This window comes from Limnochorda sp. (assembly GCF_047459355.1).
Classification (GTDB): Bacteria; Bacillota; Limnochordia; order Limnochordales; family Limnochordaceae; genus Limnochorda.
The window spans coordinates 85,916-112,300 of sequence record NZ_VSCV01000004.1 but is presented as its reverse complement, the minus strand read 5'-3'; the positions used below and the strand labels follow the sequence as shown (position 1 = coordinate 112,300).

General features: G+C 69.9%; 23 protein-coding genes, 1 tRNA gene and 1 other RNA gene. 20 read left to right on the top strand and 5 right to left on the bottom strand.

The window, feature by feature from the left end:
- Positions 1 to 335: 335 nt before the first annotated feature.
- Positions 336 to 411 (bottom strand) — tRNA-Glu (locus tag FWJ67_RS03295).
- Between the two features lie 466 nt (positions 412 to 877).
- Here FWJ67_RS03295 and FWJ67_RS03290 point away from each other — a divergent pair.
- Positions 878 to 1,282, top strand: a complete 405-nt coding sequence (locus tag FWJ67_RS03290; protein WP_369686580.1) for a DUF4236 domain-containing protein — start codon at positions 878 to 880, stop codon at positions 1,280 to 1,282.
- Positions 1,283 to 1,734: 452 nt separating this feature from the next.
- Here FWJ67_RS03290 and FWJ67_RS03285 read toward each other — a convergent pair whose 3' ends face one another.
- Positions 1,735 to 2,631: a diaminopimelate dehydrogenase gene (locus tag FWJ67_RS03285; protein ID WP_304173931.1), complete on the bottom strand. Its 897-nt coding sequence runs from the start codon at positions 2,629 to 2,631 to the stop codon at positions 1,735 to 1,737.
- Positions 2,632 to 3,040: 409 nt separating this feature from the next.
- Between FWJ67_RS03285 and abc-f the strand changes: the two genes are divergently transcribed.
- The 17 genes from abc-f to ftsZ all read left to right on the top strand — a co-directional run bounded on the left by abc-f (position 3,041) and on the right by ftsZ (position 22,453).
- A complete protein-coding gene (gene abc-f / locus FWJ67_RS03280; protein ID WP_414482571.1) occupies positions 3,041 to 4,741 on the top strand; it encodes a ribosomal protection-like ABC-F family protein in 1,701 nt (566 codons plus the stop codon).
- A 93-nt stretch (positions 4,742 to 4,834) separates the two neighbouring features.
- Positions 4,835 to 5,539 carry a zinc ribbon domain-containing protein gene (locus FWJ67_RS03275; RefSeq protein WP_304173927.1) on the top strand — a complete coding sequence of 235 codons (705 nt, stop codon included), beginning with the start codon at positions 4,835 to 4,837 and terminating at the stop codon, positions 5,537 to 5,539.
- 86 nt (positions 5,540 to 5,625) lie between these two features.
- Positions 5,626 to 5,977: RNase P RNA component class A (gene rnpB, locus FWJ67_RS03270), an RNA gene on the top strand.
- A gap of 233 nt (positions 5,978 to 6,210) precedes the next feature.
- Positions 6,211 to 6,642, top strand: a complete 432-nt coding sequence (gene mraZ, locus FWJ67_RS03265; RefSeq protein WP_304173925.1) for a division/cell wall cluster transcriptional repressor MraZ — start codon at positions 6,211 to 6,213, stop codon at positions 6,640 to 6,642.
- An 81-nt stretch (positions 6,643 to 6,723) separates the two neighbouring features.
- The gene (rsmH, locus tag FWJ67_RS03260) at positions 6,724 to 7,692 is read left to right on the top strand and encodes a 16S rRNA (cytosine(1402)-N(4))-methyltransferase RsmH (protein ID WP_414481854.1); all 969 of its coding nucleotides are present in this window, start codon (positions 6,724 to 6,726) and stop codon (positions 7,690 to 7,692) included.
- 1 nt (position 7,693) lies between these two features.
- Entirely contained in the window at positions 7,694 to 8,191 is a 498-nt protein-coding gene (locus FWJ67_RS03255; RefSeq protein WP_304173921.1) for a septum formation initiator family protein, read from the top strand.
- Between the two features lie 13 nt (positions 8,192 to 8,204).
- Positions 8,205 to 10,313, top strand: a complete 2,109-nt coding sequence (locus FWJ67_RS03250) for a penicillin-binding transpeptidase domain-containing protein (RefSeq protein ID WP_414482570.1) — start codon at positions 8,205 to 8,207, stop codon at positions 10,311 to 10,313.
- Positions 10,314 to 10,398: 85 nt separating this feature from the next.
- Positions 10,399 to 11,895 (top strand): UDP-N-acetylmuramoyl-L-alanyl-D-glutamate--2,6-diaminopimelate ligase, encoded by a 1,497-nt coding sequence (locus FWJ67_RS03245; RefSeq protein WP_414481853.1) that lies wholly within the window; start codon positions 10,399 to 10,401, stop codon positions 11,893 to 11,895.
- On the top strand, positions 11,888 to 13,321 hold the full coding sequence (locus FWJ67_RS03240; protein ID WP_414482569.1) for a UDP-N-acetylmuramoyl-tripeptide--D-alanyl-D-alanine ligase: 1,434 nt from the start codon (positions 11,888 to 11,890) through the stop codon (positions 13,319 to 13,321). Before FWJ67_RS03245 ends, FWJ67_RS03240 begins: the two co-directional genes overlap by 8 nt.
- Positions 13,311 to 14,291, top strand: a complete 981-nt coding sequence (gene mraY, locus FWJ67_RS03235) for a phospho-N-acetylmuramoyl-pentapeptide-transferase (protein WP_304172541.1) — start codon at positions 13,311 to 13,313, stop codon at positions 14,289 to 14,291. The genes FWJ67_RS03240 and mraY overlap by 11 nt, the downstream gene beginning before the upstream one ends.
- A gap of 53 nt (positions 14,292 to 14,344) precedes the next feature.
- Entirely contained in the window at positions 14,345 to 15,442 is a 1,098-nt protein-coding gene (ftsW, locus tag FWJ67_RS03230; protein WP_304172540.1) for a putative lipid II flippase FtsW, read from the top strand.
- A complete protein-coding gene (gene murG / locus FWJ67_RS03225) occupies positions 15,439 to 16,623 on the top strand; it encodes an undecaprenyldiphospho-muramoylpentapeptide beta-N-acetylglucosaminyltransferase (RefSeq protein WP_414481852.1) in 1,185 nt (394 codons plus the stop codon). Before ftsW ends, murG begins: the two co-directional genes overlap by 4 nt.
- A gap of 129 nt (positions 16,624 to 16,752) precedes the next feature.
- On the top strand, positions 16,753 to 18,177 hold the full coding sequence (murC, locus tag FWJ67_RS03220; RefSeq protein WP_414481851.1) for a UDP-N-acetylmuramate--L-alanine ligase: 1,425 nt from the start codon (positions 16,753 to 16,755) through the stop codon (positions 18,175 to 18,177).
- Entirely contained in the window at positions 18,174 to 19,151 is a 978-nt protein-coding gene (murB, locus tag FWJ67_RS03215) for a UDP-N-acetylmuramate dehydrogenase (protein WP_414481850.1), read from the top strand. Before murC ends, murB begins: the two co-directional genes overlap by 4 nt.
- Entirely contained in the window at positions 19,132 to 20,478 is a 1,347-nt protein-coding gene (gene murA, locus FWJ67_RS03210; RefSeq protein ID WP_304172536.1) for a UDP-N-acetylglucosamine 1-carboxyvinyltransferase, read from the top strand. The genes murB and murA overlap by 20 nt, the downstream gene beginning before the upstream one ends.
- Before the next feature lie 89 nt (positions 20,479 to 20,567).
- A complete protein-coding gene (locus FWJ67_RS03205) occupies positions 20,568 to 21,221 on the top strand; it encodes a cell division protein FtsQ/DivIB (RefSeq protein WP_304172535.1) in 654 nt (217 codons plus the stop codon).
- Positions 21,222 to 21,388: 167 nt separating this feature from the next.
- Positions 21,389 to 22,453 (top strand): cell division protein FtsZ, encoded by a 1,065-nt coding sequence (gene ftsZ, locus FWJ67_RS03200; RefSeq protein ID WP_414481849.1) that lies wholly within the window; start codon positions 21,389 to 21,391, stop codon positions 22,451 to 22,453.
- A gap of 24 nt (positions 22,454 to 22,477) precedes the next feature.
- Here ftsZ and sigE read toward each other — a convergent pair whose 3' ends face one another.
- Both sigE and FWJ67_RS03190 read right to left on the bottom strand, forming a co-directional pair.
- Positions 22,478 to 23,206 (bottom strand): RNA polymerase sporulation sigma factor SigE, encoded by a 729-nt coding sequence (sigE, locus tag FWJ67_RS03195; protein WP_369686554.1) that lies wholly within the window; start codon positions 23,204 to 23,206, stop codon positions 22,478 to 22,480.
- A complete protein-coding gene (locus FWJ67_RS03190; RefSeq protein ID WP_414481848.1) occupies positions 23,206 to 24,168 on the bottom strand; it encodes a sigma-E processing peptidase SpoIIGA in 963 nt (320 codons plus the stop codon). Before FWJ67_RS03190 ends, sigE begins: the two co-directional genes overlap by 1 nt.
- 173 nt (positions 24,169 to 24,341) lie before the next feature.
- On the opposite strand from FWJ67_RS03190, the gene sigG reads away from it, so the two are divergent.
- Entirely contained in the window at positions 24,342 to 25,118 is a 777-nt protein-coding gene (sigG, locus tag FWJ67_RS03185; RefSeq protein ID WP_414481847.1) for an RNA polymerase sporulation sigma factor SigG, read from the top strand.
- A gap of 181 nt (positions 25,119 to 25,299) precedes the next feature.
- Positions 25,300 to 26,067: a stage II sporulation protein R gene (locus FWJ67_RS03180; protein ID WP_304172531.1), complete on the top strand. Its 768-nt coding sequence runs from the start codon at positions 25,300 to 25,302 to the stop codon at positions 26,065 to 26,067.
- 29 nt (positions 26,068 to 26,096) lie between these two features.
- Here FWJ67_RS03180 and FWJ67_RS03175 read toward each other — a convergent pair whose 3' ends face one another.
- Positions 26,097 to 26,378, bottom strand: coding sequence for a YlmC/YmxH family sporulation protein (locus FWJ67_RS03175; protein ID WP_304172530.1), 282 nt, complete (start codon positions 26,376 to 26,378; stop codon positions 26,097 to 26,099).
- Positions 26,379 to 26,385 lie beyond the last annotated feature (7 nt).

Genomic DNA, 26,385 nt, shown 5'->3' with positions numbered 1-26,385 from the left:
GAGCGGCAGGCCGACGTTTGGGCCGGGAGCTCGGTCTCGTCTTTCCCGGTGGGGACCGGTAGCGTGGCCGACGGCATGGGGTCAACTCCAGACCCGGATCGGCTACCGGCATTGGGCCGAGGACCCCTGGTATACGGGGCCGGTAGCCTCACTGGGCATCATCTTTTAGCTCTCAGCTCGCAGCGCAAACTCTTGAAGCAGGAGAACGCGAAAACCGCCCGCCCCATCGAATCGACGAGGGGCAGGCGGCCGAGCGCTTGTTCCCGGATCCTGGTCAAGCCTCCGCCCTGTCTCCGTGTTGGTGGACGACCAAGCCAAGCGCTCTCGTGTCGACGTGGTACCCCCAACGGGATTCGAACCCGTGCCACCGCCTTGAAAGGGCGGCGTCCTAGGCCGCTAGACGATGGGGGCACGCGACCCGTCTCGGGGCCGGCAACCGCACTCCATTCTATCCTTCCGGTTCGGGGCCGTCAACCGCGATCCCTGCTGAGCTCAGACGGGTTCGGGGCTGGGGTCCCAGGGATCGGGCCTGGCAGGCCTCGGGCCCGCCCGATGGCGGGCCTGGAGGCCTGTTGCCGTCGAGTTCCCGTGCGGCGCCTCAGAACTGATCGCTCAAGAGGAGCAGGATAAGGATCAGAAAGATCAGGAACGCACTGTCCTGGTCGCCCTTGCGGCCGTAACCCGACATCCCTCGGCCTCCTTCCACAGCAGCGATACACCCTTGACAAGCCTATGGCGGCACGCCAGAGCCCGTCCTCATCCCGGGGACCCATTCACCAGCCGACATGGAGGGACCCCGGGGCTCCCCGGCCGCTCAAGGACACCGGCGCGCGGCCGTTTAGGATGAAAGAGACCATCGACGGGGGGCTGAAACAGCGTGAAAGGGCTCCGATTCCAGAAGCGGATTCCATTAGGTAAAGGCGTGCGGCTCAATCTCAGCAAAAGCGGTGTCGGAATCAGCGCCGGCGTCAAAGGGTTCCGGGTCGGGGTTGGGCCCCGGGGCGGCACCGTCCGGGCGAGCCTGCCCGGCACAGGCATCGGGTACGAGTACCGCACCAAGAAGGGCCGCCGGAGGGAGCGAGCGGCCACCGCGGCCGACACGTCCGCCCTTCAACCGGCCGCTTCCCAGGTTGAACGCCGGGCGGCCCGGGAAGAGGAACAAGGACATCCCTGGGTCTGGATTCTGGCGGGAATCATCGCCAGCCTCGCGACCGGGTCCGCCTGGTGGCTCCTCCTCACGGCATGGGGCCTTGTCATCCTGTTTCGGCGTCGCGGGCAGTGAAACACTCTGCTCCAAGATCTCTTGAGGTGCGCCGCCTGGTCCTCACCGCCACCATGAAGCCAGGCGGCGTGCTTTTATCTATGGAGGCCGGCTCTGAAGTATGTGGAAGCCGAAGGATGGAGGACGACGGTGAATGAGTCCTTCCCCGCTGAGATCTGCTCCGGGCCGGCAGAGAGGAACCGAAGTCGGCTGACATCCAGCCGAATTCGATTGAAAAAGCCCGGCCTGGGCCGGGCGGGGCGCTCTGCCTAGAACTGATCGCTCAAAAGGAGCAGGATGAGGATCAGGAAGATGAGGAACGCATTGTCGTCGCCGTTCAGCTTCACCGGCCTCTGCCTCCTCTTCGCCCTGAGGGCACGTCTGGTACACCCTACGGACCAGCGGTTGGGCTGGCCATAGGCCGTGGGGCCCATCCATGCCCCCGGGCGGTCAGGAGGCGGGCGGGTAGGGGGCTAGACCAGGCGGCGCAGGTTCTCCTCCGGGTCCCCCGGGAGGAAGTCGATCAGGGGCACCTCCAGCAGGGTGTAGGCGCCCGGCGGTTGCTTGAAGCTAGCCCGGAGCGCGGAGACCATGATCTGGGCCGTCAGGGCCGGGTTGTTGATCCGGATATCGTAGACGAACTGTTGGTTGTGGGTCCGGCCTGAGACCCCCTTGCGCTCGATGCGGACTCCGTGGCCCATGTCGACCAGGTCCTGCACCGAGGGCACCTGGATCACCCGGGTCTCGTCATTCCGGAAGTAGGGGTCCTCCACGATGGCCTGCCGCACGGCCTCCAGGTCGGCGCCGGGCTCCAACTCCACATAGACCATGCGGCGGTGGGTTCCCTGGCCGGCGGGGATGGTGATGGCCAGCCCATCCCGCACACCTGGCACCTGCCGGACCACCACCGAGTGCCCCATGCTCATCCCGGGGCCGTAGTTGGTGTAGGTGATCCCCCGGGGGGCCATCAGCTCCATCAGGGCCCGGACCATGGAGTTGGTTCCCGGATCCCATCCGGCCGAGATGATAGCGACCGCGCCATGCTCGGTGGCGATGCGGCCCAGGCGTTCCCTTAGATGGACCAGCTCGCCGTGGATGTCGTAGGAGTCGACGGTGTGGATGCCGGCCCGCAGGTACCTTTCGGCCACCTCGGGAACCTGGCGGGTGGGAACGCACAGGAGCGCTCCGTCCACCTTACCCAGCTGGGCCACCTCCGCCACCACGGGAATGTGGGGTGGAAGCTCCCCCCGCTGGGTCGGATCCCGGCGGATCACCCCGGCCAGGACCATGTCGGGGGCTTCGAGGACAGCCTCGACCGCCGCCTGGCCCACCCGGCCGTACCCAACCACCACAACGCGACGGGTGCTCATCGAGGGTTTCCTCCTTCGTACCAGCCTACCGCCGCACCATTCCCCGTTCGGGGGCTCCATCCTTCCGCGGCGGTGCGTCTTGCGGCCCCAGACACCATCGGGTATGATACATCCCAGGAGTCACGGCCAGTGGGCCGCGCTCCGCCGCATCTCACCGCCCGCGAGGCAGAGGTATTTGCGCATGAAGAGGACCGCCCAGCGTTAACTGCAGACCGCAACGCCGCACCGGGGAGTAGGGTTCCTGTTCTCGCCTGGCGTTGCATCTTGGGCCGGTCCTGCGCGTGCCTTCGCGCCTCCTTACTTCAATAGGAAGGTTTCCCTCTTATCAGGCCACGGGAGCGCGACCGTGGCTTTGCTTTTTCAGCGCCCGACGCGGGACCGCCCGACCTTGGCGAAGGAGGCAGATCGCATGGTGGTCCTGCACGTCCATGAACTCGCTATCGGGTACGGTGGCCAACAGGTCTTCGAAGGGGCCAGCTTCCACTTGGCGGCTGGGGAACGGGTGGGGTTGGTGGGCCCCAACGGGTGCGGGAAGTCCACCCTCTTGGAGATCCTGGCCGGACGGGTCGCACCGGACAGAGGCCAGGTCCGGTGGATCCCGACCGGCATCTCGATCGGGTATGTGCCTCAGGCGCCGCCGTGGGAGCCTGAGGTTCCCCTGGGGGAGCAACTGGGCCCGGTCCCGCCCGAGCTGCTGGCTCGTTGGGGGCTCGACCGGCAGCTCCTGCGCCGGCCTGCCGGAACGCTATCGGGCGGGCAGAAGACCCGGGCCGCGCTGGCCCGCGCTCTTGCCGGCGAGCCGCCCGTGCTGCTCCTCGACGAGCCGACCAACCACCTGGACATCAACGGGCTGGAGCGGCTGGAGGAGACCCTCCTGGGCTACCAGGGCACGGTCCTGGTTGTGAGTCATGACCGCTTCTTCCTGGACCGGGTGGTCGGCCGCATTCTGGCCTTCGAGGACGGCAAGATCCGATCGTATCCCGGGAACTACTCGGCCTATGCCGCCCAGCGGCAACGGGAACTGGAGCGGGCCGATGCAGAATACCGCCAGTATCAGAAAGAGAAGCGGCGCCTGGAAGAGGCGATCCGCCGGGAGCAGGAGTGGGCCCGACGGGCTCAGAATCGGAAGCTCCCCCGGGAATACGGGCTGGCCAAGCCGGCGCTGCGAGCCAAGGCCAAGGTTCACGCCCGGAAGGCTCGGGCCATGGAGAAACGCCTGGAACGGATGCGTAAAGAACCTCCCGCGAAGCAAGAGCGGATCGAGCTGGCCTTCGGGGGAGAAGGAAGAGGCGGCAGAGTTCTCGTGGCCGCGGACGAGATGGGTTTTCACTATCCCGGTGGCTCCTGGCTTTTTCGCGGATCGACCTTCACCATCCAGCGAGGGGACCGGGTGCTGGTGATCGGCCCCAACGGCTCCGGAAAGACCACCCTGCTGCGTCTTCTCCTGGGGGAGCTGGAGCCTGTAGAAGGCCGTATCCACCGCAACGTGGCTCGGAGCGCCTTCCTTGCCCAGGAACTGGAGAACCTGGACCCAGACCGGACGGTTCTGGCCGAAGCGTCGGGAGGGAACGAGGCCGCGAATCAGGTCCAGGTGCGAACCTTGCTGGGGTGCCTCTTGCTCGGGGGTGACACGGTTTGGAAGCGGGTGGGGGATCTTTCGGGAGGCGAGCGGGTGCGGCTGGCAGTGGCCAAGCTGATCCTGGCCGGCCCTGACCTCTTGGTCCTAGACGAGCCCACCAACGGCCTGGATCTGCCCTCCAGAGAACGGATCGTGGAAGCCCTGGAGGCATTCCAGGGTACCCTGGTGGTGGTGTCCCACGACCGGTACCTCCTCCGCCGGCTGGGCACGGCGGTCTTGGCTCTTGAAGAAGGACGGATCGTTTTCTACCCGGGGGGCTATGAAGCCTTTGAACAGCACCGGAAGGAGCTCCGCTCCCGCAAGGCAGGCCGAGGCGACGGTGCGCGGCGGCTCCTGCTCGAGGCGCGGCTCGCCCAGCTGGCTGCCGAACTTGCCAATCCGCCCGAGGGGCAGGGAGAGCGGGTGCTGGAGGAGTACCTGGCCGTGAGCCGGGCGCTGAAGAAGCTGCGAGCTGCACGGCCAGAGGTGTGAGATGTTCGGCAGGGCCTGGGCCGCCGCTGTCGAAATCGGTCGCACCCGGTGGAAAAACCGCGCCGTACCACGGTCAGGGACGGGGGTTAGCCCGTGCGAGCCACCCAAGAGCTCTACCGGTTGCAAACCATTGACTTGGAGCTGGACCGAATCCGGGCGTCCCTGGAGTCTTCACCTCTGGCGGCGGCCGCCCGCGAGGCCGAGGCGCGAGTGGAGAGCCTCCAGGCCACACTGGCCGATCTGGCCCTGGCCCGCCAAAAGCTGGCTCGCGAGGTCCGCCGGCTGGAGCTAGAGGCCCAGGCCGCCAGGGCTGAGCAGCGCCGGGCCGAGGAAGAGCTTTACGCCGGCGGCAAGAGTGGCAAGGAATTGGGGCTTCTCCAGCAGCGCGCGGCGCGGGCCGCATCTCAGGCCGAGGCCCTGGAGACCCAGGGGCTGGAGCGGATGGAAGAAGCTGAACGCCTGGAGGCCCAGCAGGCCCACCTCCAGCAGAGCCTGGAGTGGGCTCAGGAAGAGGCGAGCCAGCGCCGCATGGCCAGGGAGATGGAACTGGACGAGCTCCGGCTGCGTCAGGCTGACTTGGAGGCGGAACGGGTTCAGGTGTGGGAACGGGTCCCCCTGGAGCTCCGCCGCCGCTACGAGCGGATGCGCCGGCAGATGCCCAACCCGGTGGCGGCCGTCGTTCGGGGGCGGTGCGGCGCCTGCCATCTCACCCTCCCCCAGGGCATCCTGAACCGGCTCCGGGCCGATGAGGGTCTGGTCCAGTGTGAGCAGTGTGGCAGGCTCCTCCACCTCCTCTGAAAGCTGGCGGTTGCGCCGGTGTGCCAAGTGTGCGATAATGAGCCCGGCGCCCGGAAGACGGCGCCCTCTTTTTCCCTGCGAGTCGGTGAGCCGGCTGGGTGATCGCGGGTGCAGTGCCGAAAGGCCGCACCTGAGGAAAGTCCGAGCTCCACAGGGCAGGGTGCTGGGTAACACCCAGTGGGGGCGACCCTAAGGAAAGTGCCACAGAAAACAAACCGCCTGCCCTCGGGCAGGTAAGGCTGAAACGGTGAGGTAAGAGCTCACCAGCGGCCAGGCGACTGGTCGGCTTGGCAAACCCCACCCGGAGCAAGACCGAGCAGGAGGGAGGATGAGGTGGCCCGCCTCTCCCTCGGGTAGGTCGCTGGAGGTGCCAGGCAACTGGCATCCTAGATAGATGATCACCTTCAACAGAACTCGGATTACAGGCCGACTCACCGACCATTTCGGCCGGCCCCTGCGGGGGCCGGCTTTTTGCTGCCTCTGCGGGCGCGCCTGCCCGCGGTGCGGGCCGGCGGCCTGCTCTCGGTCACGTAGCGCCTTCATCCCCACCCGGTATGACAAGGCCTCCCTCTCTTTTCCATTCCAGGCAGGAACCGGGAGATGCGCGACGAATACGTGGGGCGCAGAGTGGGGCGAAGTGGGGGATTGTGGGAGACTGGGGAGAGACGGCTGTGTTTCTAGGCCAGTACGAGCACAGCCTGGACGAGAAGGGCCGCCTCACCATCCCTTCTCGGTTCCGTGAGGAGCTCACCGGGCGGTTGGTGGTCACTCGGGGGCTCGACCACTGTCTCTTCCTTTACCCCTACAGCGAATGGCAGGAGCTCGGGCAGAGGCTGCGGGCCCTCCCCATGACCCAGCGGGACGCCCGGGCCTTCGTCCGCCTCCTCTTCGCTGGCGCCACCGAGCAGAGCCTCGATCGCCAGGGAAGGTTGCTCCTGCCGGCAAGCCTTCGGGAGTATGCCGGGATCGAACGCGACGTGATCATCTTGGGCGTGGCCAACCGGGTGGAGCTCTGGAGCAAGGAGCGGTGGTTGGCGTACGAGACCGAAGCGTCCCAGGCGTACGAAGAGCTCGCTGAAAAGATCGTGGACTTGGGGTTGTAGGCCGGAAGGGGGAAGCTGGGACCGATGGTCTGTCCGGCGCGCAAGGATCAGCTCCCACCGTTCCGGCGGTGGGTCGGAGGGATGGGCGTGGAGGGACATGTTCCCGTCTTGCTGGACGAGGTGCTCGCCATCCTCGATCCGACCCCCGGGGGCCGGTATCTGGACGCCACCCTGGGCGGGGGCGGCCATGCGGCGGCCATCCTGGCTCAAGCCGGCCCCGAGGGCCTCCTGGTAGGTATCGACAGGGATCCCTATGCCCGCGAGCGGGCCGCCCAGCGGCTGGCCAGCCTCCCCGGACGTGTCGAGATCCTGGCGGGCCGGCATGAGGAACTGGACCGGCTCCTGGACGAGGCGGGGCTCGAGGCCCTGCGGTTTGACGGGATCCTCTTCGACCTGGGTATCTCCTCCTTCCAGGTGGACGATCCCCGCCGGGGCTTCACCTACCACGATCCCCAAGCTCCCTTGGACATGCGGATGGATCCCAGCCAACCCACCACCGCGGCGGACCTGGTCAACCGCCTTTCCGTCCACGAGCTTGCGCGAATCTTCAAGGAATACGGCGAGGAGCGCTGGGCGGCCCGCATCGCCCGGTTCGTGGTGGAACGGCGGGCGCGGGAGCCGCTCCAGACCGCTGGGGATCTGGTGGAGGTGGTGAAGGCCGCCGTCCCCGCGGCAGCCCGCCGGAAGGGTGGTCATCCGGCGCGGCGGGTCTTCCAGGCCCTGCGTATCGCGGTCAACCGGGAGTTGGAGGGGCTGGCGGACGGGCTGCGAGCCGCGGTGGAGCGTCTCCGCCCCGGCGGCCGCCTGGTGGTGATCAGCTTCCACTCCCTCGAAGACCGGATCGTCAAGCGCACCTTTCAGGATTTGGCACAGGGGTGTACCTGCCCGCCCGGCCTCCCCATGTGTGCCTGCGGCCAGGTCCCCCAGGTTGAGCTGCTGACCCGGTCGCCCATCGTCCCGTCGGAGACGGAAGTGGCCCGGAACCCGCGGGCCCGCAGCGCCCGTCTGCGGGCGGTAGCCCGGGTTCTGGAAGGGCAGGGGGCGGAATAACATGGTAGCGGCACCCCTTGAACAGACCTTTCTGCTGCCGGAGGAGCCCGGCCAGCAGCCCAAACCCAGCCCGAAGCAGCGCCCGGCCAGGCGCCTCAAGCCCTACGCCCGGGTGGTGTGGCTGGGGATCTGCACGGTCCTCCTGGCCTGGCAGTGCCTGGCCCAGCAGGCGGCCGTTCTCGAGCGGAGCTACGAGGTGGCCCGGCTCCAGGCGGAACTGGCCGACCTGGAGGAGCAGATCCTGCGGCTGACGGTGGAGAAGGCCCGGCTCGCCTCCCTCGCCCGGGTAGAGCAGGTGGCCCGAACCCAGCTGGGGATGGTGCATCCGGAGGAGGTCCACGTGGTCCGGGTTCCCAGCGGGGGCTCGGCGACGTCGTCGCTGCCCCTGCCGGCCCAGGCCGACGGGGAACCTCAAGGCTGGTGGCAGCGGGTGCTGGCCTGGTTCCGGCCGGAGAGCGCCATCGTGAGGGCCGACGAGGGCCACCCAACGGAGCGGTAAGCGGGGGAGACTGGTGCGGAACGCCTACACCCGGGCTCTGGTCCAACGCCGGATCGCCTTCCTCTTTGTCCTGGCGGCCGTGGCTTCCCTCTTGCTGGGCGGCCGCCTGGTCTACCTCCAGCTCTTGAAGGGTGACGCCTACCGCGCGCTGGCCCTCGATCAGAGGCTCCGCCCGGTTCCGGTCTTGGCCCAGCGGGGCCAGATCGTCGACCGGCACGGCAGCCCTCTGGCCGTCTCCATCGCCTCCGACGCCGTCTATGCGGTGCCCGCGGAAGTGAAGGACGTTCCCGGCACCGCGCGGGTGCTGGCCCAGCTCCTCAACCTGGATCCGGAGCGGGTGGAGGCGCTCCTGACCCAGCGGGCGGCCAGCGTCTGGATCGCGCGCAAGGTTCCCCCCGACCAGGCCCAGGCCGTCCGCCAAGCCCGACTGCCGGGCATCTACCTGGTGGAACGGCCCCAACGGTACTACCCCCACGGCCAGCTGGCCGCCCATGTTCTGGGCATCGCCGGGATCGACAACCAGGGCCTCGAGGGGATCGAGGTGGCCTATGACGAGGTCCTCCGGGGCGTTCCCGGCCGGGATCTGGCGGAGCGGGACGCCGGGGGCCGGGTGATCCCCCACGGCGAGCGGGTCTACCTCCCGCCCGAGCCGGGGAAGAACGTGGTCCTGGCCATCGACCAGGTGATCCAGTACATCGCGGAGCGGGAGCTGGCGGCCGCCGTTGAGCGGACCCAGAGCGACTTTGGCCTGTTTGTTGCCATGAAGCCCGACACAGGCGAGATTCTGGCCTTGGCCATCAGCCCCAGCTTCGATCCCAACCGCTACCAGGAGTTTCCGGCCGAGGTCCGCCGGAACCGGATCGTCACCGATCAGTTTGAGCCCGGTTCGATCTTCAAGATTGTGACGGCCACCGCCGCCTTGGAGCAAGGGGTGGTGACGCCGACGGACACCTTCTTCGATTCGGGCTCCATCGAGATCGGCGGCGGGGTGGTCCGCTCGTGGCGCCCCGGCGGGCACGGCAGCCTCACCTTCGCGGAGGCGGTCTACGTCTCGAGCAACCCGGTCTTCGCCCTGGTGGGGGCGGAGCGGCTGGGGCCCGAGACCTTCTACCGGTACATCCGGGCCTACGGCTTCGGCCAGCCTACCGGCATCGACTTTCCGGGCGAGGCCTCCGGCTTCGTAGCCGCCCCGGGCCAGATCAAGCACGGCGAGCTCCTCCGATGGGCCAACATCGGCTTCGGCCAAGGCATTGCGGTCACGCCCATCCAGATGGTGCGCGCCGCCGCGGCCATCGCCAACAGGGGCGTGCTCATGAAACCCCAGCTCGTCCGGGAGATTCGGGAGCCCGACGGCACCCTCATCTGGGCCCACGAGCCGGAGCCGGTCCGGCAGGTGATCAGCCCGGCCACCGCGGCCACCTTCCTGGAGATCCTGCGCGGCGTGGTGACCGAAGGGTCCGGAGCACCGGCCGATATTCCGGGGTACCCGGTGGCGGGCAAGACGGGGACCGCGCAGATCGCCGAGGGCGGCCGCTACGGCGACAAAGCGATGGCGTCCTTCTTGGGGATCGTCCCCTACGACCGGCCCCAGCTGGTGGGTTTGGTCATGCTCTATAATCTGAAGGTGTACCCCCGCTGGGGCGGCACCAACGCCGCGCCTGTCTTCAAGGCCATCGCGGAGCCGGTTCTGGAGTACCTGGGCGTCCCTCGCCGCTACGGGGCGAAGGAGGAGCCCCAGGACACCCTGGTCACCGTCCCGAACCTGCGGATGCGGGAGGCGGCCCAGGCGGTGGAGGCCCTCCGCGCGGTGGGGCTCTTGAGTCGGGTGGAGGGGAGCGGCCAGTACGTCATGGACCAGACGCCGAAGCCCGGCTCCCGGGTGCCGGCGGGCTCCATGGTCATCCTCCACCTGATCAGCGAGCCCCAGCCGGGACGGTCCGTGCCCGTGCCCGACGTCCGGGGGATGGGGCTGCGGGATGCGGTGGCCACCCTGGCCGGCATGGGCTTCGAGATTGAGGCGACGGGCAGCGGGGTGGCCGTCGCCCAAGAGCCCCGGCCGGGCGCCTTGGCCTTGTACGGAAGCCCTGTGAGGGTCCGCTTCGAGGCCGACCCAGCTTTCTAAAGGAAAGAACGGGCTCTGGGAAGAATAGGGAGAGCCGGCAACGGGCCCCGGTCCCGGCCGTGGGTTGACAGGAGGAGTGGTGGCGGTGAGGCTTTCCGCAGCAGTGGAGGGACTTCCCGGTGCCCAGCGCATCGGCGACGGCGATCCGGAGGTCCGGCACCTGCGCTACCACTCCCAGCAGGTCCAACCCGGCGATCTTTTTGCCTGTGTGCGGGGCTTCCGGTACGACGGGCACCGCTTTGCCGAGGAGGCGGTCCGGCGAGGGGCCGCCGCTCTTTTGGTGGAGGAGCGGCTCCCCGTGGACCGGCCCCAGGTGCTGGTGCCCAACACCCGAGTGGCCATGGGGCGGGTGGCCGCCCGGCTCCTGGGGGATCCGTCGCGCCAGTTGCGGGTCATCGGAATCACGGGCACCAACGGGAAGACCACCACCAGCTACCTGGTGAAAGCCTGCCTCGAGGCGGCCGGGCACCGGACGGGGCTCATCGGCACAGTCCACCACCTGGTGGGGGACCGCCGGCTGGAGGCCCAGCGGACCACTCCCGAGGCGCCTGATCTGCTGGAGCTTCTGGCCGCCATGGTGGACGAAGGTGCCGAGGCGGTGGTGATGGAGGTCTCCTCCCACGCCCTCAGCCTTCACCGGACCGAGGGCTGCGAGATCGACGTGGGTGTTTTGACCAACGTGACCCAAGACCACTTGGATTTTCACGCCACCTTTGAGGCGTACGTGGCCGCCAAGGCCCGGCTCTTCCGCCTGCTCACCCAAGAGGCCCGCAAGGCGGGGAAGCTCGCGGTCCTCAATGTGGATGATCCCCACTGGCAGACCATGCGGCAGGCGACCCAAGCGCCGACCGTCCTCTACGGGCTGAGCCCGGACGCGGAGGTGCGAGCCGAAGAGGTGCGCCTGCACCCGCAGGGTTCCGCCTTCTGGCTGGTCAGCCCCCAGGGGCGGGCGCCCGTCCAGCTCCGGCTGCCCGCCCGGTACAATGTGGCCAACGCCTTGGCGGCGGCGGCCGCCTGCTTGGGCAGCGGCGTGGAGCTGGAGGCGGTGGTCCAGGGGCTGGAGTCGGTGCAGGGGGTCCCGGGCCGCCTGGAGCGGGTGGATGAGGGACAGCCGTTCGGGGTGCTGGTCGATTACGCGCACACCCCCGACAGCCTGGCCAATGTGCTGCAAGCCGTCCGGACGTTCACCGCCCGGCGGCTCATCGTGGTCTTCGGCTGCGGGGGCGACCGGGACCGGGGGAAACGACCGCTCATGGGGGCAGTGGCCGCCCGCCTGGCCGATCACGTCGTCATCACCTCCGACAACCCCCGGAGCGAAGACCCTCTGGCCATCTGCCGGGAGGTGGAGGCGGGGGTCCAAGAGGTGCGGCGGGAGGGCGGCGGGGCCACGTACCAAGTGTTGCCCGACCGGCGGGAGGCCATCCAGCAGGCCATCGCCTTAGCGAGGGAAGGGGATCAAGTGGTGATCGCAGGGAAGGGGCATGAGACCTACCAGATCTTCGCCGACCGGACCGTCCCCTTCGACGACCGGGAGGAGGCGCGCCGAGCGTTGCGCGCGTTGAGGTCTGAGGGCCGTGTTTGAGCGGACCGCGTCGGAGATCGCCCAGGTGGTGGGTGGCCGCCTCCTGGCCGGCAGCCCCCGGGCCCGGGCCGTGGGGGTCTCTACCGACAGCCGGACCATCCAGCCTGGGCGGCTCTTCATCCCCTTGAAGGGGGAGCGGCTGGACGGCCACCGCTTCATCGAAGAGGCGGTGGAGGAGGGGGCGGCGGGCGCCCTGGTCGAGGAGGAGGGACCGGGCCGGCCGGAGCTGGTCCGCGCGCTGCTGGCCCGGCGGGAGCTTTGGAGTCAGGCCTTCCTGGTGGGTGTTCCGGGAAGCTCCTGGGAGGCTTTTCACCGCCTGGCCGCCGACCACCGGAGCCGCTTTCCCATCCCGGTGGTGGCGGTGACGGGGAGCAACGGCAAGACCACCACCAAGGAACTGGTGGCCCAGCTCTTGGGGGCCCGCTGGCGGACCCTGCGCTCGCCGGGGAACTTCAACAACGAGGTAGGGCTCCCGCTCACCCTTCTGGATCTGGGGCCCGAGTTTGAGGTGCTGGTGGTGGAGATGGGTATGCGGGGCCGGGGCGAGATCGCCCGGCTCTGCCAGCTGGCCCGGCCGACGGCGGGGATCGTGACCAACGTGGGCGTCTCCCACCTGGAGCTCCTCGGCTCCCAGGAGGCCATCGCGGCCGCCAAGGCGGAGCTGGTGGAAGCCTTGCCGTCCGATGGCCTCGCGGTCCTCAACGGAGACGACCCTTGGGTGCGGGCCATGGCCGGTCAGACGGGGGCCCGGGTGGTCACCTACGGCTTGGAGCAGGGCGAGGTTACGGCCCGGGACCTGGAGCTGGGCGCCGACGGGGCCCGGTTCCAGCTGGTCTGGGAGGGACGTCAGGCCCCGGTCCAGCTCCCCTTGCTGGGCCGCCACAACGTGCTCAATGCGCTCGCCGCCGCGGCTTGTGCCCTGGGGCTGGGGATGGAGCTGGCGGCGGTGGCGGACGCCTTGGGCCGGGTCCAGGCGCCCAAGCTCCGCCTGGAGCGGGTGGCCGTCCGGGACTTCACAGTCCTCAACGATGCCTACAACGCGAGCCCCGCGTCCATGGCGGCGGCCCTCGAGGTGCTGGCTCAGGTGGCCCCAGGCCGGAAAGGGGCGGTGCTGGGCGACATGCTGGAGCTGGGGCCCGTGACCGAGACGGAGCACCTGGCCGTGGGCCGCCGGGCCGCCCAGGTGGGGCTGGCCTACCTGGTGATCGTGGGCGAGCAGGCGGAGCGGATCGCCCAGGGCGCCCGGGAAGGCGGGCTGCCGCCCGAGGCCATCCACGTGACGCCGGGTTGGGAGAGGGCGGCCCAGGTTTTGGAGCGCCTGGCCCAGGAGGGGGATACGGTGCTGGTGAAAGCGTCCCGCGGCCTGGGCCTCGAGCGGGTGGTCCAGTGGCTCCAAGAGGAGGGGGCGGGCCACCATGAGTCCTGAACTGCGGCTCCTGGTGGGGGCGGGGCTCGCCTTGGGGCTGGTCTTGCTCCTGGAGCGGCCCCTCATCCAGTACCTTCGGCGGCGCCGGGTGGGCCAGAGCATCCGGGCCGAGGGTCCCCGCCGGCACCAGGAGAAGGCGGGGGTGCCCACCATGGGCGGGCTGGTGGTCTTGCTCGTGGCCACCGGCGTCAGCCTGGCCCTGGGGCCCGCCACCGACCGGCTTCTGATGGCGGTCTTGGTCACCTTGGGTTACGGGGCCATCGGCTTCGCCGACGACTACCGGAAAGTCAGCTTGCGCCGGAGCTTGGGCCTGCGGGCTCGGGAAAAGCTGCTCGGACAAGCCTTCTTCGGCTTGCTCTTGGTCCTCTTCCACCTGAGTCTGGTGGAGGAGTCGGTGGCGCTGGTGGTTCCTTTCGTTCGGGAACCGTGGACGCCGCCCCTTTGGCTGGTGGCCCTGCTGGACTTGGTGGCGGTGGTGGGGGCCACCAACGCCGTCAACCTGACCGATGGCTTGGACGGTCTGGCCGCCGGGGCCACCGCCATCGGAGCGGGGGTCTTGGCCGTCATCTTGGGGCACCGGGGGGAGTGGGACCTGGCCATGCTGGCGGCGACCCTGGCGGCGGCCTGTGTGGGGTTCTTGTGGTTCAACGCGCACCCCGCCCAAGTCTTCATGGGGGACACGGGCAGCCTGGGGCTGGGCGCGGCCTTGGCCGCCATCACCGTCCTGAGTGAGACGGTCTTGATTCTCCCGCTGGTGGGGCTCCTCTTCGTGGTGGAGACCCTCTCCGTCATCCTGCAGGTGGTGTACTTCCGCCTGACGGGGGGCCGGCGGATCTTCCGCATGGCCCCGCTCCACCACCACTTCGAGCTGGGCGGGTGGCAGGAGGATCAGGTGGTGGCCCGGTTCTGGATTGGGGCTCTGGTGGGTGGCGCCGTGGGCCTCGCGTCGGTGCCGGGTCTCTTCTGGTGACGGGCATGAGGCCGGGAACGGGCTCGTACACCCTTACGGGGGGTGAGAGGCCGATGATCCGGGATGAGGGCACCTCCTTTGATCTGCCCCTGTTGGCGGCGGTGCTGTCCCTCCTGGCCGTGGGGCTGGTGGCTGTCTTCAGCGCCTCGAGCGTGACGGGCCTGTTGGAGCGGGGCGATGCGGCCTACTATTTCAAGCGCCAGCTTCTCTGGGCGGTGGCCGGCACGGCGGCCATGACCGTCGCGAGCCAGTTCGACTACCACCGCCTGAGGCTGGTCACCCTGCCCCTCCTGCTCGTTTCGGTGGCGGGCCTGGTGCTGGTGCTGGTGGTGGGCCAGGAGATCAGCGGCTCCCGCCGGTGGATCGACCTGGGCTTCCTCAACTTCCAGCCCTCGGAGCTCTTCAAGCTGGCCAACATCCTCTTCCTCTCGGCCTATCTGGCCGCCGCGGGAGAAGAGGTGCGGACCTTCACCCGGGGAATCCTGCCGGGGCTGGTGGTGGTGGGGCTTGGGTTCCTTCTGATCCTGGCCGAGCCCGACTTCGGCACCGCCGCCGCCATGGCCGCCACCTCCGTCCTCCTCTTTTTTGCCGCGGGGGCCCACCTGGGGCACCTGATCGGCCTGGGGGTGGCCGCCCTCCCGGCCCTGGTCTTCTTGGTGGTAGCCGAGCCGTACCGGGTCCGCCGGCTCCTGGCCTTTGTCGACCCCTGGGCCGATCCGCTGGACTCGGGTTGGAACGTCATCCAGTCGTTGCTGGCCATCGGCTCGGGCGGGGTCTTCGGCGTGGGGCTGGGGCAGAGCCGCCAGAAGTTCGCCTACCTGCCCGAGCAGCACACCGACTTCATCTTTGCCATCCTGGCCGAGGAGTTTGGACTCTTGGGGAGCCTGGTGGTGGTGGGGCTCTTCTTCTTCGTGGCCTGGCGGGGGTACCGGCTGGCCCTCAAGGCGCCCGACACCTACGGGGCGCTGCTGGCCACGGGCCTGACCACCATGATCTGCCTCCAGGCCTTCCTCAACATCGGCGTGGTGACGGGGGTTCTGCCCGTGACGGGGATCACGTTGCCCTTCATCAGCGCCGGCGGCTCCTCCCTGGTGGTCACCTTGACGGGGGTGGGGATCCTGCTCAACATCTCCCGCCAGATCCGGCCATGAGCCGGGCCCGGGGGCCGGTCCGGATCCTGATCGTCGCCGGGGGGACGGGGGGCCACATCTACCCGGGGCTGTCGCTGGCGGACGCTTTACGGGAGGCCGTCGCCCGAGAAGGGGGGCGGGCCGAGATCCACTTCGTCGGCACCCGGCGGGGGTTGGAGGAGCGGGTGATCCCCCCGGCAGGGTACCGCCTGACGACCCTGCCGGCCCTGGGCTTTCCCCGGGGCCGGGGGGTGCGCCAGCTTCCCGCCTGGGTGCGGAGCCTTTCGGTCAACGGGTACACCTGGCTCCGGGCTCTGGCCCTGGTGGCCGCCTTCCGCCCCCACGTGGCGGTGGGCATGGGGGGGTACCTGACGGGTCCCGTCCTGCTGGCCGCGCACCTCTTGCGGGTGCCCACCCTGGTCCACGAGGCCAACGCACGGCCGGGGGTGGCCAACCGGCTGGCCGCTCGCTTTGTCCACCATGTGGCCGTCGGGTTTGAGGCGGCCGCCAGCGGCTTCCCCCAGGCCCGCCGGGTGACGGTGACGGGGAATCCCATCCGCCCCGAGATCCTCCAGGGCGACCGCCGGCGAGCCCTCGAGCGGCTCGGTCTGGAGGAGGGGCGGCCCACCCTCCTGGTCTTGGGCGGCAGCCTCGGGGCCCGGCCCATCAACGAGGCCCTCTTCGCCGCCCGGGAGCGCCTGGAGGCGGGGGTGCCGGGGCTGCAGGTGATCCACCAGACGGGGGCGGGGGAGTTTGCGCGGGTGGCCCAGGCCTGGCAGCAGGTGCGTATGGCTCAGGTGGGGCCCGGAGAGGTTAGATGGAAAGGCTGGCGCGTGGTGCCCTACCTGGACCCGGTGGCCGACTGCCTGGCCGCGGCCGATCTGGTCTGCTCCCGGGCCGGGGGGAGTACCTGTGCGGAGCTGACGGCCCTGGGCCGGCCAGCCCTGCTCATTCCCTTTGCGGCCGCGGCCGAGGCGCACCAGGAGGAGAATGCGGCCGCGCTGGTCCGGGCCGGGGCGGCCCGGCTCCTGCCGCAGCGGGAGCTGACGGGCGAGCGCCTGGCCCAGGAGCTGGTCGACCTCCTGACCCGTCCCGACCGTCTGGCGGCGATGGGCCGCGCCAGCCGCCGCCTGGGCCGGCCCCAGGCGGCCCAGCACCTGGCGCAGCTGGTGCTGGAGCTGGCGCAGCCCGCCGGCCGGTAGGACGGTGCCTGGCCCCGGGTGGACCGGGCCGGGAACAGGAGATGCGCCCCCGGACGGGAACCACCTTACGGTACCACCATACGATGGAACGCTTCGGTCTCCATGGCCTGGGCGAAGGACGGTGGGCGCGTGGCAGTCTATCACCTCATTGGCATTGGCGGCTCGGGGATGAGCGGGTTGGCCCGGCTTCTCCTGGAGGCGGGCCATCAGGTCCAGGGCTCCGATCGGAAGGCGTCCCCTCGGCTGGACACGCTGCGCCAGCTCGGCGCACGGATCTTCGTGGGCCACGCCGGCCCCAACCTGGACGGGGCGGAGCGGGTGGTGGTCTCCACGGCCATCGGCCCGAACAACCCGGAGCTGGTCGAAGCCCGGCGGCGGGGGCTGCCCGTGGAGCACCGGGCCGCGGTCCTGGCCCAGGTTCTGGCAGGGCGGCGGCTGGTGGCCGTTTCGGGCACCCACGGCAAGACGACCACCACGGCCATGGCCGCCTGGGTCCTCCAGGAGGCGGGGTTGGAGCCCGGTTTCGCCGTGGGCGCGGAAGTGGCCCAGCTGGGCGGGAGCGCCCGCCTGGGCCGGGGTCCCGTGGTGGCCGAGGTGGATGAGAGCGACGGCTCCTTCCTCCGCTTCCACCCAGAGGTGGCGGTGGTCACCAACGTGGAGGCCGACCACCTGGAGCATTACGGCTCCTTCGACCGGATCGTCGCGGCCTTCCGCCGGTTCGTGAGCCAGGTCCGCCCTGGAGGTCTGGTCATCACCTGCGGGGACGATCCCACGGCCCGGGCCCTCGCCCAGGAGGTGCCCCGGGCGGTCACCTACGGGGTGGAGCGGCAGGGGGACCTGTGGGCCGAGGAGATCACCCTGGAGGCGGAAGGCAGCCGCTTTCTGGCCGTGCACCGGGAGGAGGGCCCCCTGGGGCTGGTAACACTCGGGGTTCCTGGCAGGCATAACATAGCCAATGCCCTTGCGGTCATAGCCGTGGCCCGGTTCCTGGAGCTCCCCTTCGAGGCCGTGGCTCGGGCCCTCGCGACCTTCCGGGGCGCCGCGCGGCGCTTCGAGACGGTGGCCGAGGTGGGAGGCGTTCGGGTGATCGACGACTACGCGCACCACCCCACGGAGATCAGGGCGACCCTGGCGGCCGCCCGACCTCCGGAGGGACGGCTGGTGGTGGTCTTCCAACCGCACCGCTACACCCGCACCCAGCGCCTGGCCGACGCCTTCGCCCAGGCGTTCCGGGCGGCCGACCTGCTCTTTCTGACGGAGATCTATGCGGCCGACGAGGCTCCCATTCCTGGGGTGACGGGGGAGGGCTTGGCCCGGCTCATCCAGGCCCACCATCCTGGGCCCGTGATCTTCGAGGCGGAGCGGGAGGACTTGGTGGAGCGGCTGCTGGAGGTGCTCCAGCCGGGCGACTGGCTGCTCACCCTGGGGGCGGGCGATGTGCACACCGTCGGCCGGGCCGTCGCCGAGCGCCTGGCCGCCCAGGAGGCGGTCCAGGGAGACGGCGGGGGCGTGGCGGCGCCGCACCAGACCATTGGGAGCAGGGCGGACCGATGAGCGACGGGTGGGCGGCGGGAGCCAGGGAGCGGGAGGCCGCGCTGGAGGCTCTCGCGAAACTGGCGGGGCCCTGCGGGGAGCGGAACGCGCCCCTGGCCCCCTACACCAGCCTCCGGGTGGGCGGCCCGGCCGATCTCCTCGTCTCCCCCGACTCGGTCGACCTCCTCCAGCGGCTCTTGGCCGCGGCGGCCGAGGCCGGGGTGCCCCGGACCATCATCGGCGCCGGGACCAACCTGCTGGTGGCCGATGACGGCGTGCGGGGCCTGGTGATCCGCATCGCTCGTCCCCTGGGCCGGGTGGTCTTCCAGGACGCCACGGTCCAGGTGGAGGCGGGCGCCTCCCTGCCCGGCCTGGCGGCCCAGTGCGCCCGGCGGGGCCTGGCCGGGCTGGAGTTCGCTGGGGGCATTCCCGGGACCGTGGGCGGCGCGGTGGTGATGAACGCAGGGGCCAACCAATCGAACATCGGCCAAACCCTCCAGTGGGTGGATGCCTTCTCCCTGGCCGGCGAACCCCGCCGGTTCCAGGCGGAGGAGCTGGAGCTCCGCTACCGGGGGAGCCGCTTCCTGCGGGAACCGTGGGTGGTGGCCCGGGCCCTGCTGGCCTTGGAGCCCGACGACCCGGAGCGGATCCGGGAGCGGATGCGGGCGTATCTGGAGCGCCGCCGCCGGACCCAGCCCTTGGGGACCCACAACGCGGGGAGCATCTTCAAGAACCCGCCGGGGGATTACGCCGGCCGCCTCCTGGAAGCGGTGGGCGCCAAAGGGTGGACGGAGGGCGCCGCGCAGGTCTCCACCCGCCATGCCAACTTCATCATCAACCGGGGCGGGGCCCGGGCGGCCGACGTCTGGCGCCTGATCCGGCGGATGCAGCAGGCGGTGGCGGAGGCCTACGGCATCCACCTGGAACTGGAGGTCCGTCTGGTGGGTTGGCCGGTCCCCGAGGGAGTGAGCGCCGGTGTCCGTCTACCGGATTGAGGGTGGACGCCGTCTGGAGGGCCGCCTGACGGTGCGGGGGGCGAAGAACGCCAGCCTGAAGCTGATGGCGGCCGCCCTCATGGCTGAGGGCCCCACGGTGTTGGAAGCCGTACCCCGAATCACCGATATCGAGACCATGATCAGCGTCCTCCAAGCCCTGGGCGCCCAGTGCCACTGGCTGAGCGATCACGTGCTGGAGATCGACCCCAGAGGCTTGAACCGCTGGGAGCCCCCGGACCGGTTGGTCCGGCGGATGCGGGCGTCGGTCCAGGTGATGGGGCCGCTCCTGGCCAAGATGGGCCGGGTGCGGCTCACCTATCCGGGCGGGTGCTCCATCGGCGCGCGCCCCATCGACCTCCACCTGGAGGGCCTCCGGGCCCTGGGGGCGGAGGTGGTCGACGAGGGCGGGTATGTGGAGGCCCGCATGGTCCAGCCCCGGGACGCGGTCATCCACCTGGATTACCCCAGCGTCGGGGCGACGGAGAACCTCATCTGCGCGGCCGCCCTGGGCAGCGGCAGCGTCCGCATCCTGAACGCCGCCCAGGAGCCGGAAGTGGCCGAATTGGGCCGCTTCCTCAACCGGATGGGGGCCCGGGTGCGGGGAGCAGGGCAGGGGACGGTGGAAGTGGAAGGAGTCCGGCGGCTCACGGGGGTGCGCCACGCGGTCATCCCCGACCGGATCGAGGCGGGGACCTACCTGCTGGCCGGGGCCATCACCCGGGGCCAGGTGGAGGTGGGGCCCGTGGTGCCCGCCCACGTCGAAGCCCTGGTCGCCCGGCTGGAGGCGGCTGGCTGCCAGCTCGCGTGGGCAGGGGGGCGGGGGCCCCGGCGCCGGGAAGGGAGCCTGGCCCTGGAGGGCGTCGAAGGGAATCCCGTCGACTGGGTGATCCTCCGGGCCGAGAGGCGGCCCCGGCCGCTGCACGTGCGGACCCAGCCCCACCCGGGCTTTCCCACGGACCTGCAGCCCCAGCTCATGGCCTACCTCTCCCTGGCCGACGGCACCAGCCTGGTCACGGAGACGGTCCACACGGCCCGGTTCAACCACGTGGACGAACTGGTCCGGATGGGGGCCAGCATCCAGGTGGAGGGCCGGACCGCCGTCATCCGGGGCGTGCCTGGCCTGACAGGGACCACCGTCCAGGCCGACGACCTCCGGGCCGGCGCGGGCCTGGTGCTGGCCGGCCTGGCGGCCGAGGGGACGACGGTGGTGGAGGGCATCGAGCACATTCGGCGGGGCTACGAGGACCTCGCGGGGCGGCTGCGGGAGGCGGGGGCGGCCATCGAGGAGGTGGAGTTGGAGGAGGAGCCCGTTCCGGCCGGGGTGTAGCCCGCCACCGGCCATCCCAAGTCCTGAAGAAAGGGTGAGAGGCGACGTCCCGCACCCGGCACCTTCTGGTCTTCCTCTTCTTTGCGGCCGTGCTGGCCAGCTACAGCCTGCTGGAGTCCAACCTCTTCACCCTTACCGTGGTGGAGGTGGAAGGGGCAGAGAGCCTCGACCCCGACGCCATCCGCCAGATGAGCGGGCTCATGCCTGGGGAGAGCCTGCTCAGCCTGGATCTCGATGCGGTCGCAACCCGTCTGGCCCAGGACGCCCGCCTGGCCCAGGTGCAGGTGACCCGGCGGTGGCCCCACACCGTCCGGATCCGCATCACCGAACGGCGGCCCGTGGCCCTGGTGGCCGTGGGCGAGGGGTGGCTGGCGGTGGACCGGGGCGGGATTCTGTTCCCCGCCGACCCCGACTGGGTGGGCCGGCTCCCCGTCCTGACGGGCGTTGATCCCGGTGAGGGCCTGCCCGGCAGTCCCTTGGACGAGCCCGTCCCCGAGCTGCTCGCTTTGCTCACGGGATCGGGCCTCGCCCTCTTCCCGCGCCTCGCTGAGATCCACCTGGCCGAGGACGGGGCCGTCGACCTCGTGTTGCGGGATCCGGTCCGGGTCCGGTTGGGGCCGCTCGCGACCGCACCCGCCAAACTGCCTATCTTGAAAGCCATCTTGGATGACCTGAGCGCCCGCGGGGCTCAGGCAAGCGAGATCGACTTGCGCCTGGAGGCTCCTGTCATCCGATCCCGCTAGCCTCTCCCGGCGGGGCCAGCTGGACCCTGGGTTCCGAAGAGGTGGCAGCGGGGTTTCCTCCTGGAGAAGCTGGTCCCGGCTGGAGGGAAGTTCCTGGAGGCTGTGGAATAAGCCCTAGCGAGATGGGATGGCGGTGAGCTACCGGTGCTCGGAGGGGGGACGCCCTGGTGTTGGAGCCGGATCGCGGAAACGGACAGTATGCAACGATCAAGGTCGTCGGTGTGGGCGGTGGCGGCGGCAATGCCATCAACCGCATGATTGAGGCTGGACTCCAAGGTGTGGAGTTCATCAGCATGAATACCGACGCCCAGGCCCTCAGCATCTCCAAGGCGCCCCGGCGGGTCCAGCTGGGTGAGAAGCTGACCAAAGGCCTTGGCGCGGGGTCCAACCCGGAGGTCGGGGAGAAGGCGGCCGAAGAGAGCCGGGAGCAGATCCGGGAAGCGCTGGAGGGCGCGGACATGGTCTTCATCACCGCCGGCATGGGTGGGGGAACGGGCACGGGCGGGGCGCCGGTGGTGGCTCAGATCGCCCGGGAGGTGGACGCGCTCACCGTCGCGGTGGTCACCCGGCCCTTCACCTTCGAGGGGCGCCGCCGGGCCCAGCAGGCCGAAGCCGGCATCGAGAAGCTGGAAGCGCAGGTGGACACCCTCATCACCATCCCCAATGACCGGCTCCTGCAGGTGGTGGAGAAGAAGACCTCCATTCAGGACGCTTTCCGGGTGGCCGACGATGTGTTGCGCCAGGGGGTGCAGGGCATCTCCGACCTGATCATCGTGCCCGGCCTGATCAACCTGGACTTTGCCGATGTGAAGGCCATCATGAGCTCGGCCGGTTCGGCCCTGATGGGCATCGGCGTGGGAACGGGTGAGGAGCGGGCCATCGAGGCGGCCCGGAAGGCGATCGCCAGTCCCCTCTTGGAGGCTTCCATCGAAGGCGCCAAGGGCATCCTCTTCAACATCACCGGAAGCGACAACCTGGGCCTTCACGAGGTGAACGCGGCCGCCGAGATCATCGCGGAGGCGGCCGATCCCGAGGCGAACATCATCTTCGGGGCGGTCATCGACGAGGAGATGAAGGACGAGGTCCGGGTCACCGTCATCGCCACGGGCTTCGACCGGCAGAAGGCCCGCCTCCTGGCCCGGGCGGAGCCCAACCTGGAGATCCGGCCCCTGGCCCCGAGCGATCGGGGGGACAAGCTGGACATCCCTGCCTTCTTGCGGCGGCGTCCGTGAGGCGCGAGGCCTTGCGGCCCGCCCTCACTCGAGACGCTGGATCTCCAGCCGGAGCTTCCGCAAGATGCGCTTCTCCAGCCGGGAGATGTACGACTGGGAGATGCCGAGAAGATCGGCCACCTCTTTCTGAGTCTTCTGCTCGCCGCCGTTGTCCAAGCCAAATCGGAGCCGCATGATGGTCTTCTCCCGGCTGGAGAGCTGGGCCAAGGCGCAGGCCAGAAGGGAGCGGTCCACCTCTTCTTCGATGTGCTTCACCACGTCCGACTCCTGCCCCAAGACGTCGGAAAGGAGCAGCTCATTCCCGTCCCAGTCGGTGTTGAGCGGTTCATCGAAGGAGACCTCGGCGCGGATCTTGCTGGTCCGGCGCAGGTGCATCAGGATCTCGTTCTCGATGCAGCGGGAGGCGTAGGTGGCCAGCTTGATCCGCTTGGACGGATCGAAGGTGTTGACCGCCTTGATCAGGCCGATGGTCCCGATGGAGACCAAGTCCTCGATCATGATGCCGGTGTTGTCGAATTTGCGGGCGATGTAGACCACCAGCCGCAGGTTCCGCTCGATGAGGGTGTTCCGGACCGTGTTGTCCCCCTGTTCCAGCCGCTCCAGGAGCTCCAGCTCTTCCGCCGCGGTCAGGGGCGGCGGGAGGACTTCGGAGGAGCCCACGTAGGCCAGGCGGTGCCGCCCCCGGATCCAGGTGAGCACCTGGGCCCAGAAGAGCTTGAGGGTCCAGCCGACCTGCCGAGACCGGGGAACCATCACGCACTTCCTCTCCTTTCCAAGGGTTCTGGGGATGGGACATCGGGAAGGGTCTGGGCCTCGCCCCAGTCGGGCGGGACCAGGGCCTGGTAGCGGCCGGCCGCGTCCAAGAGGTGGACGCTCAAGCCCACCACGGCCGGGAGGGTCACCTGGTGGCGGCCATCGCCGAGCTGCACCCGGTCGGGGCGGAAGCCCAGCATCAGCCCGTGGCGGGTCCCCAGGGAGCTGAAGGGGATCATCCGCCAGCGGCCTGCCCAGTCGGGGCTCCGCTGGAGCCGGCCTGCCGCCCCCAGGTCGCCCTCGGCCACCTGGGCGGCCAAGGGGCGGAGGCTTTCGGGGAAGAGGGGCGCGGCCGCTTCCATCTCCAGCACCACCACGGGCCAGCCCGACAGGGGTTCCCGCAGCTGGTTGCCCGTGTCCACCAAGCCCACCACCTCCACCCACCGGCCGCCCACCTCCACCCGGACCAGGAGCTCACTGGCCCGCTGGAGGCGCTCTCGCCGGAGCCAGCGGGGCGCCTGCCAGCCCATCACCGCCAAGGTCAGGCCGGCGGTGGTGACCGCGGCGGCGCCGTTGGGCTGGGGGCCCTGGCCCAGGAGGAAGCCCGCGGCGAAGCCGGCGCCGGCCGCGGCCGCGACGGCCCCGTAAAAGGGAAGGAGCAAAGGCAAGAGGCTCCGGGGCCGGGCCAGGTCGAAGGCGACGGCCAGCATCAGCCACGAGACCAGAAGGACCAGGCCGATCCGGGCCGCCAAGGGCGGCAGGGGGACCATGCCCAGGGCGGCCAGGCTCTCCCAGAGCCCGTAACCTGCCCCCACCAGGGAGGCGACAGCCAGACGGCCCCAATTCCGGGGCCGGCCGGCCAGCCGCGCCGTCGTCCACAGGAGGAGGCCGTCGAAGAGGGCCTCGCCCAGGAACCGGAGGAGCAGCAGGTCCAGGTAGATCACCCGGGTCAACTCCACCACCTCGCCCCCTCCCGCGCCGGGCATTCTACCCGCGGGGTCCACCCGCTCCCTACCAAACTTCCGTGCCGGGATCACCCGTGCGGGCCGGGACCGGGAGCACGCATAGAGCCCCGGGCCTGGGACCATACTCACAGCATGTGGGGGGAACGGACGGAAGCGGAGGGGGTGGTGGTGTGGTCAACAAGGTGGAGATCTGCGGGGTGAACACCTCCAAGCTGCCGGTGCTCACCAACGCCGAGATGCGGGAGCTGTTGCGCCGGATGCAGGCGGGGGACCGGTCGGCCCGGGAGGAGCTCATCCAGGGCAACCTCCGCCTGGTGCTGTCGGTGATCCAACGGTTCAACAACCGCGGCGAGAACGTGGACGATCTGTTCCAGGTGGGCTGCATCGGCCTGATGAAGGCCATCGACAACTTCGATCTCTCCCAGAACGTCCGCTTCTCCACCTACGCGGTGCCCATGATCATCGGCGAGATCCGCCGGTACCTGCGGGACAACAACCCCATCCGGGTGAGCCGCTCCCTGCGGGATGTGGCGTACAAGGCCCTCCAGGTCCGGGACGCTCTCGTCCATAGGTATGCGCGGGAACCGACGGTCAATCAGATCGCCGAGGAGCTGAACCTCCCCCGGGAGGATGTGGTCTTCGCCCTGGATGCCATCCAGGAGCCCATCTCCCTCTTCGAGCCCATCTACCACGACGGCGGAGACCCCATTTACGTCATGGACCAGATCTCAGACGAGAAGAGTGAGGACGGCGCCTGGCTGGAAGGGATCTCCATCCGGGAAGCCATGGCCCGTCTGAGCGAGCGGGAGCAGGCCATCCTCACCAAGCGCTTCTTCCAGGGCCGGACCCAGATGGAGGTGGCCGAGGAGATCGGCATCTCTCAGGCTCAGGTCTCCCGGCTGGAGAAGGCGGCCCTGAAGCACCTGCGGCGACACATCAGCGAATAGCCCGCCCACCTCGAAGCGAAGGAAAGGAGCACGAGACAGGGGACGATCGCCCATGACGGCCGCAGCCGAGAGGTTCCTGAAACGACACCTGAAACGACAGAAGAGTGCGACGACCATCACCCAGGCCCGTCCCGGCAAGCCCGCCCCCCCGGCACCCTCATGTCCGGGGCGCCCAGCCCTGATGGCGGGCATGCTGGGCCTCCTCTTGACGGGGTTCCTCCACTGGCCTGCCTTGGCGGGAACGCCGGGGCCAGCAGGGCTGGAGCCTGACCTGACGGGCCCGCCGGCCGGAATGGTCCGGCTCCACGTCGTCGCCCACAGCGACCACCCCCGGGATCAGGCCCTCAAGCTCCTGGTGCGGGACGCCCTCTGGCGCCGGTACGGAGCGGAGCTTCTGGGGTTGGCCGACGAAGCCGGGGTCCTGACCTGGGCGGCCGAGCGGCGGGAGGCGGTGGAAGCCCTGGCCCAGGAGGTGCTGGCCAGCCACGGGGCGGGGTACGGGGCCCACCTGGTGGCGGGTTGGGCCGCCTTCCCCGAGACGACCCTGGGCGGCAGGCCCGTTCCCGCCGGCGACTACCTCGCCGTCCGGCTCATCCTGGGCGAGGGAGCGGGCCAGAACTGGTGGTGTGTCCTCTTTCCGCCCCTCTGCCTGGTGGACGAGGCCCAACTGACGGGCCTCCAGGCGCAGGCCGATGATCCGGCGGGCCCTGAGCGGGTCGTCCCCGTTTGGTCGCCCGGGACCATCGGGCCGCCCGGGGACGGGGAGCCTGCCGCTCCCCGCCCGGTGGGGATTGACTGGCGCTCCTCCCTTCTGGAGCGCTCCCTGGGTGAGGCCGGTTCCTGGCCGCTCCGGTGGTCCGAGGCCCACCAACTCTTGGCCGGCGCCGCCCGCCTGGTGAGCCCGACCGCCCAGGCCCGAGGGGATGAGGGGGAGCCCCCGCCGGAGTAGGGCGGGTCCAGGGCCCGGGGGCTCCTCCCTCACACCACCGAGGGGCCGCCCGCCTGGGGCGCCACCCCTTGGCCGAGCTCGGGCATCTCCACCAAGATCACATCCACCCCGATCTTGCGTACCCTGCTCCAGGGAATCTCGATCTCCCCCCCGCGGGTCATGCCCAACAGACCGCTCTCGCCCGGCACGATCAGGGCCCGGACCCGGCCAGTCGCCATGTCGATGTCCAAATCGTACAGGGAGCCGAGCCTGCGCCCGTCGGTCAGGTTGATGATGTCCAGCATGCGGAGCTCGGAGGCTTTGGCCAGCACGGGGCGT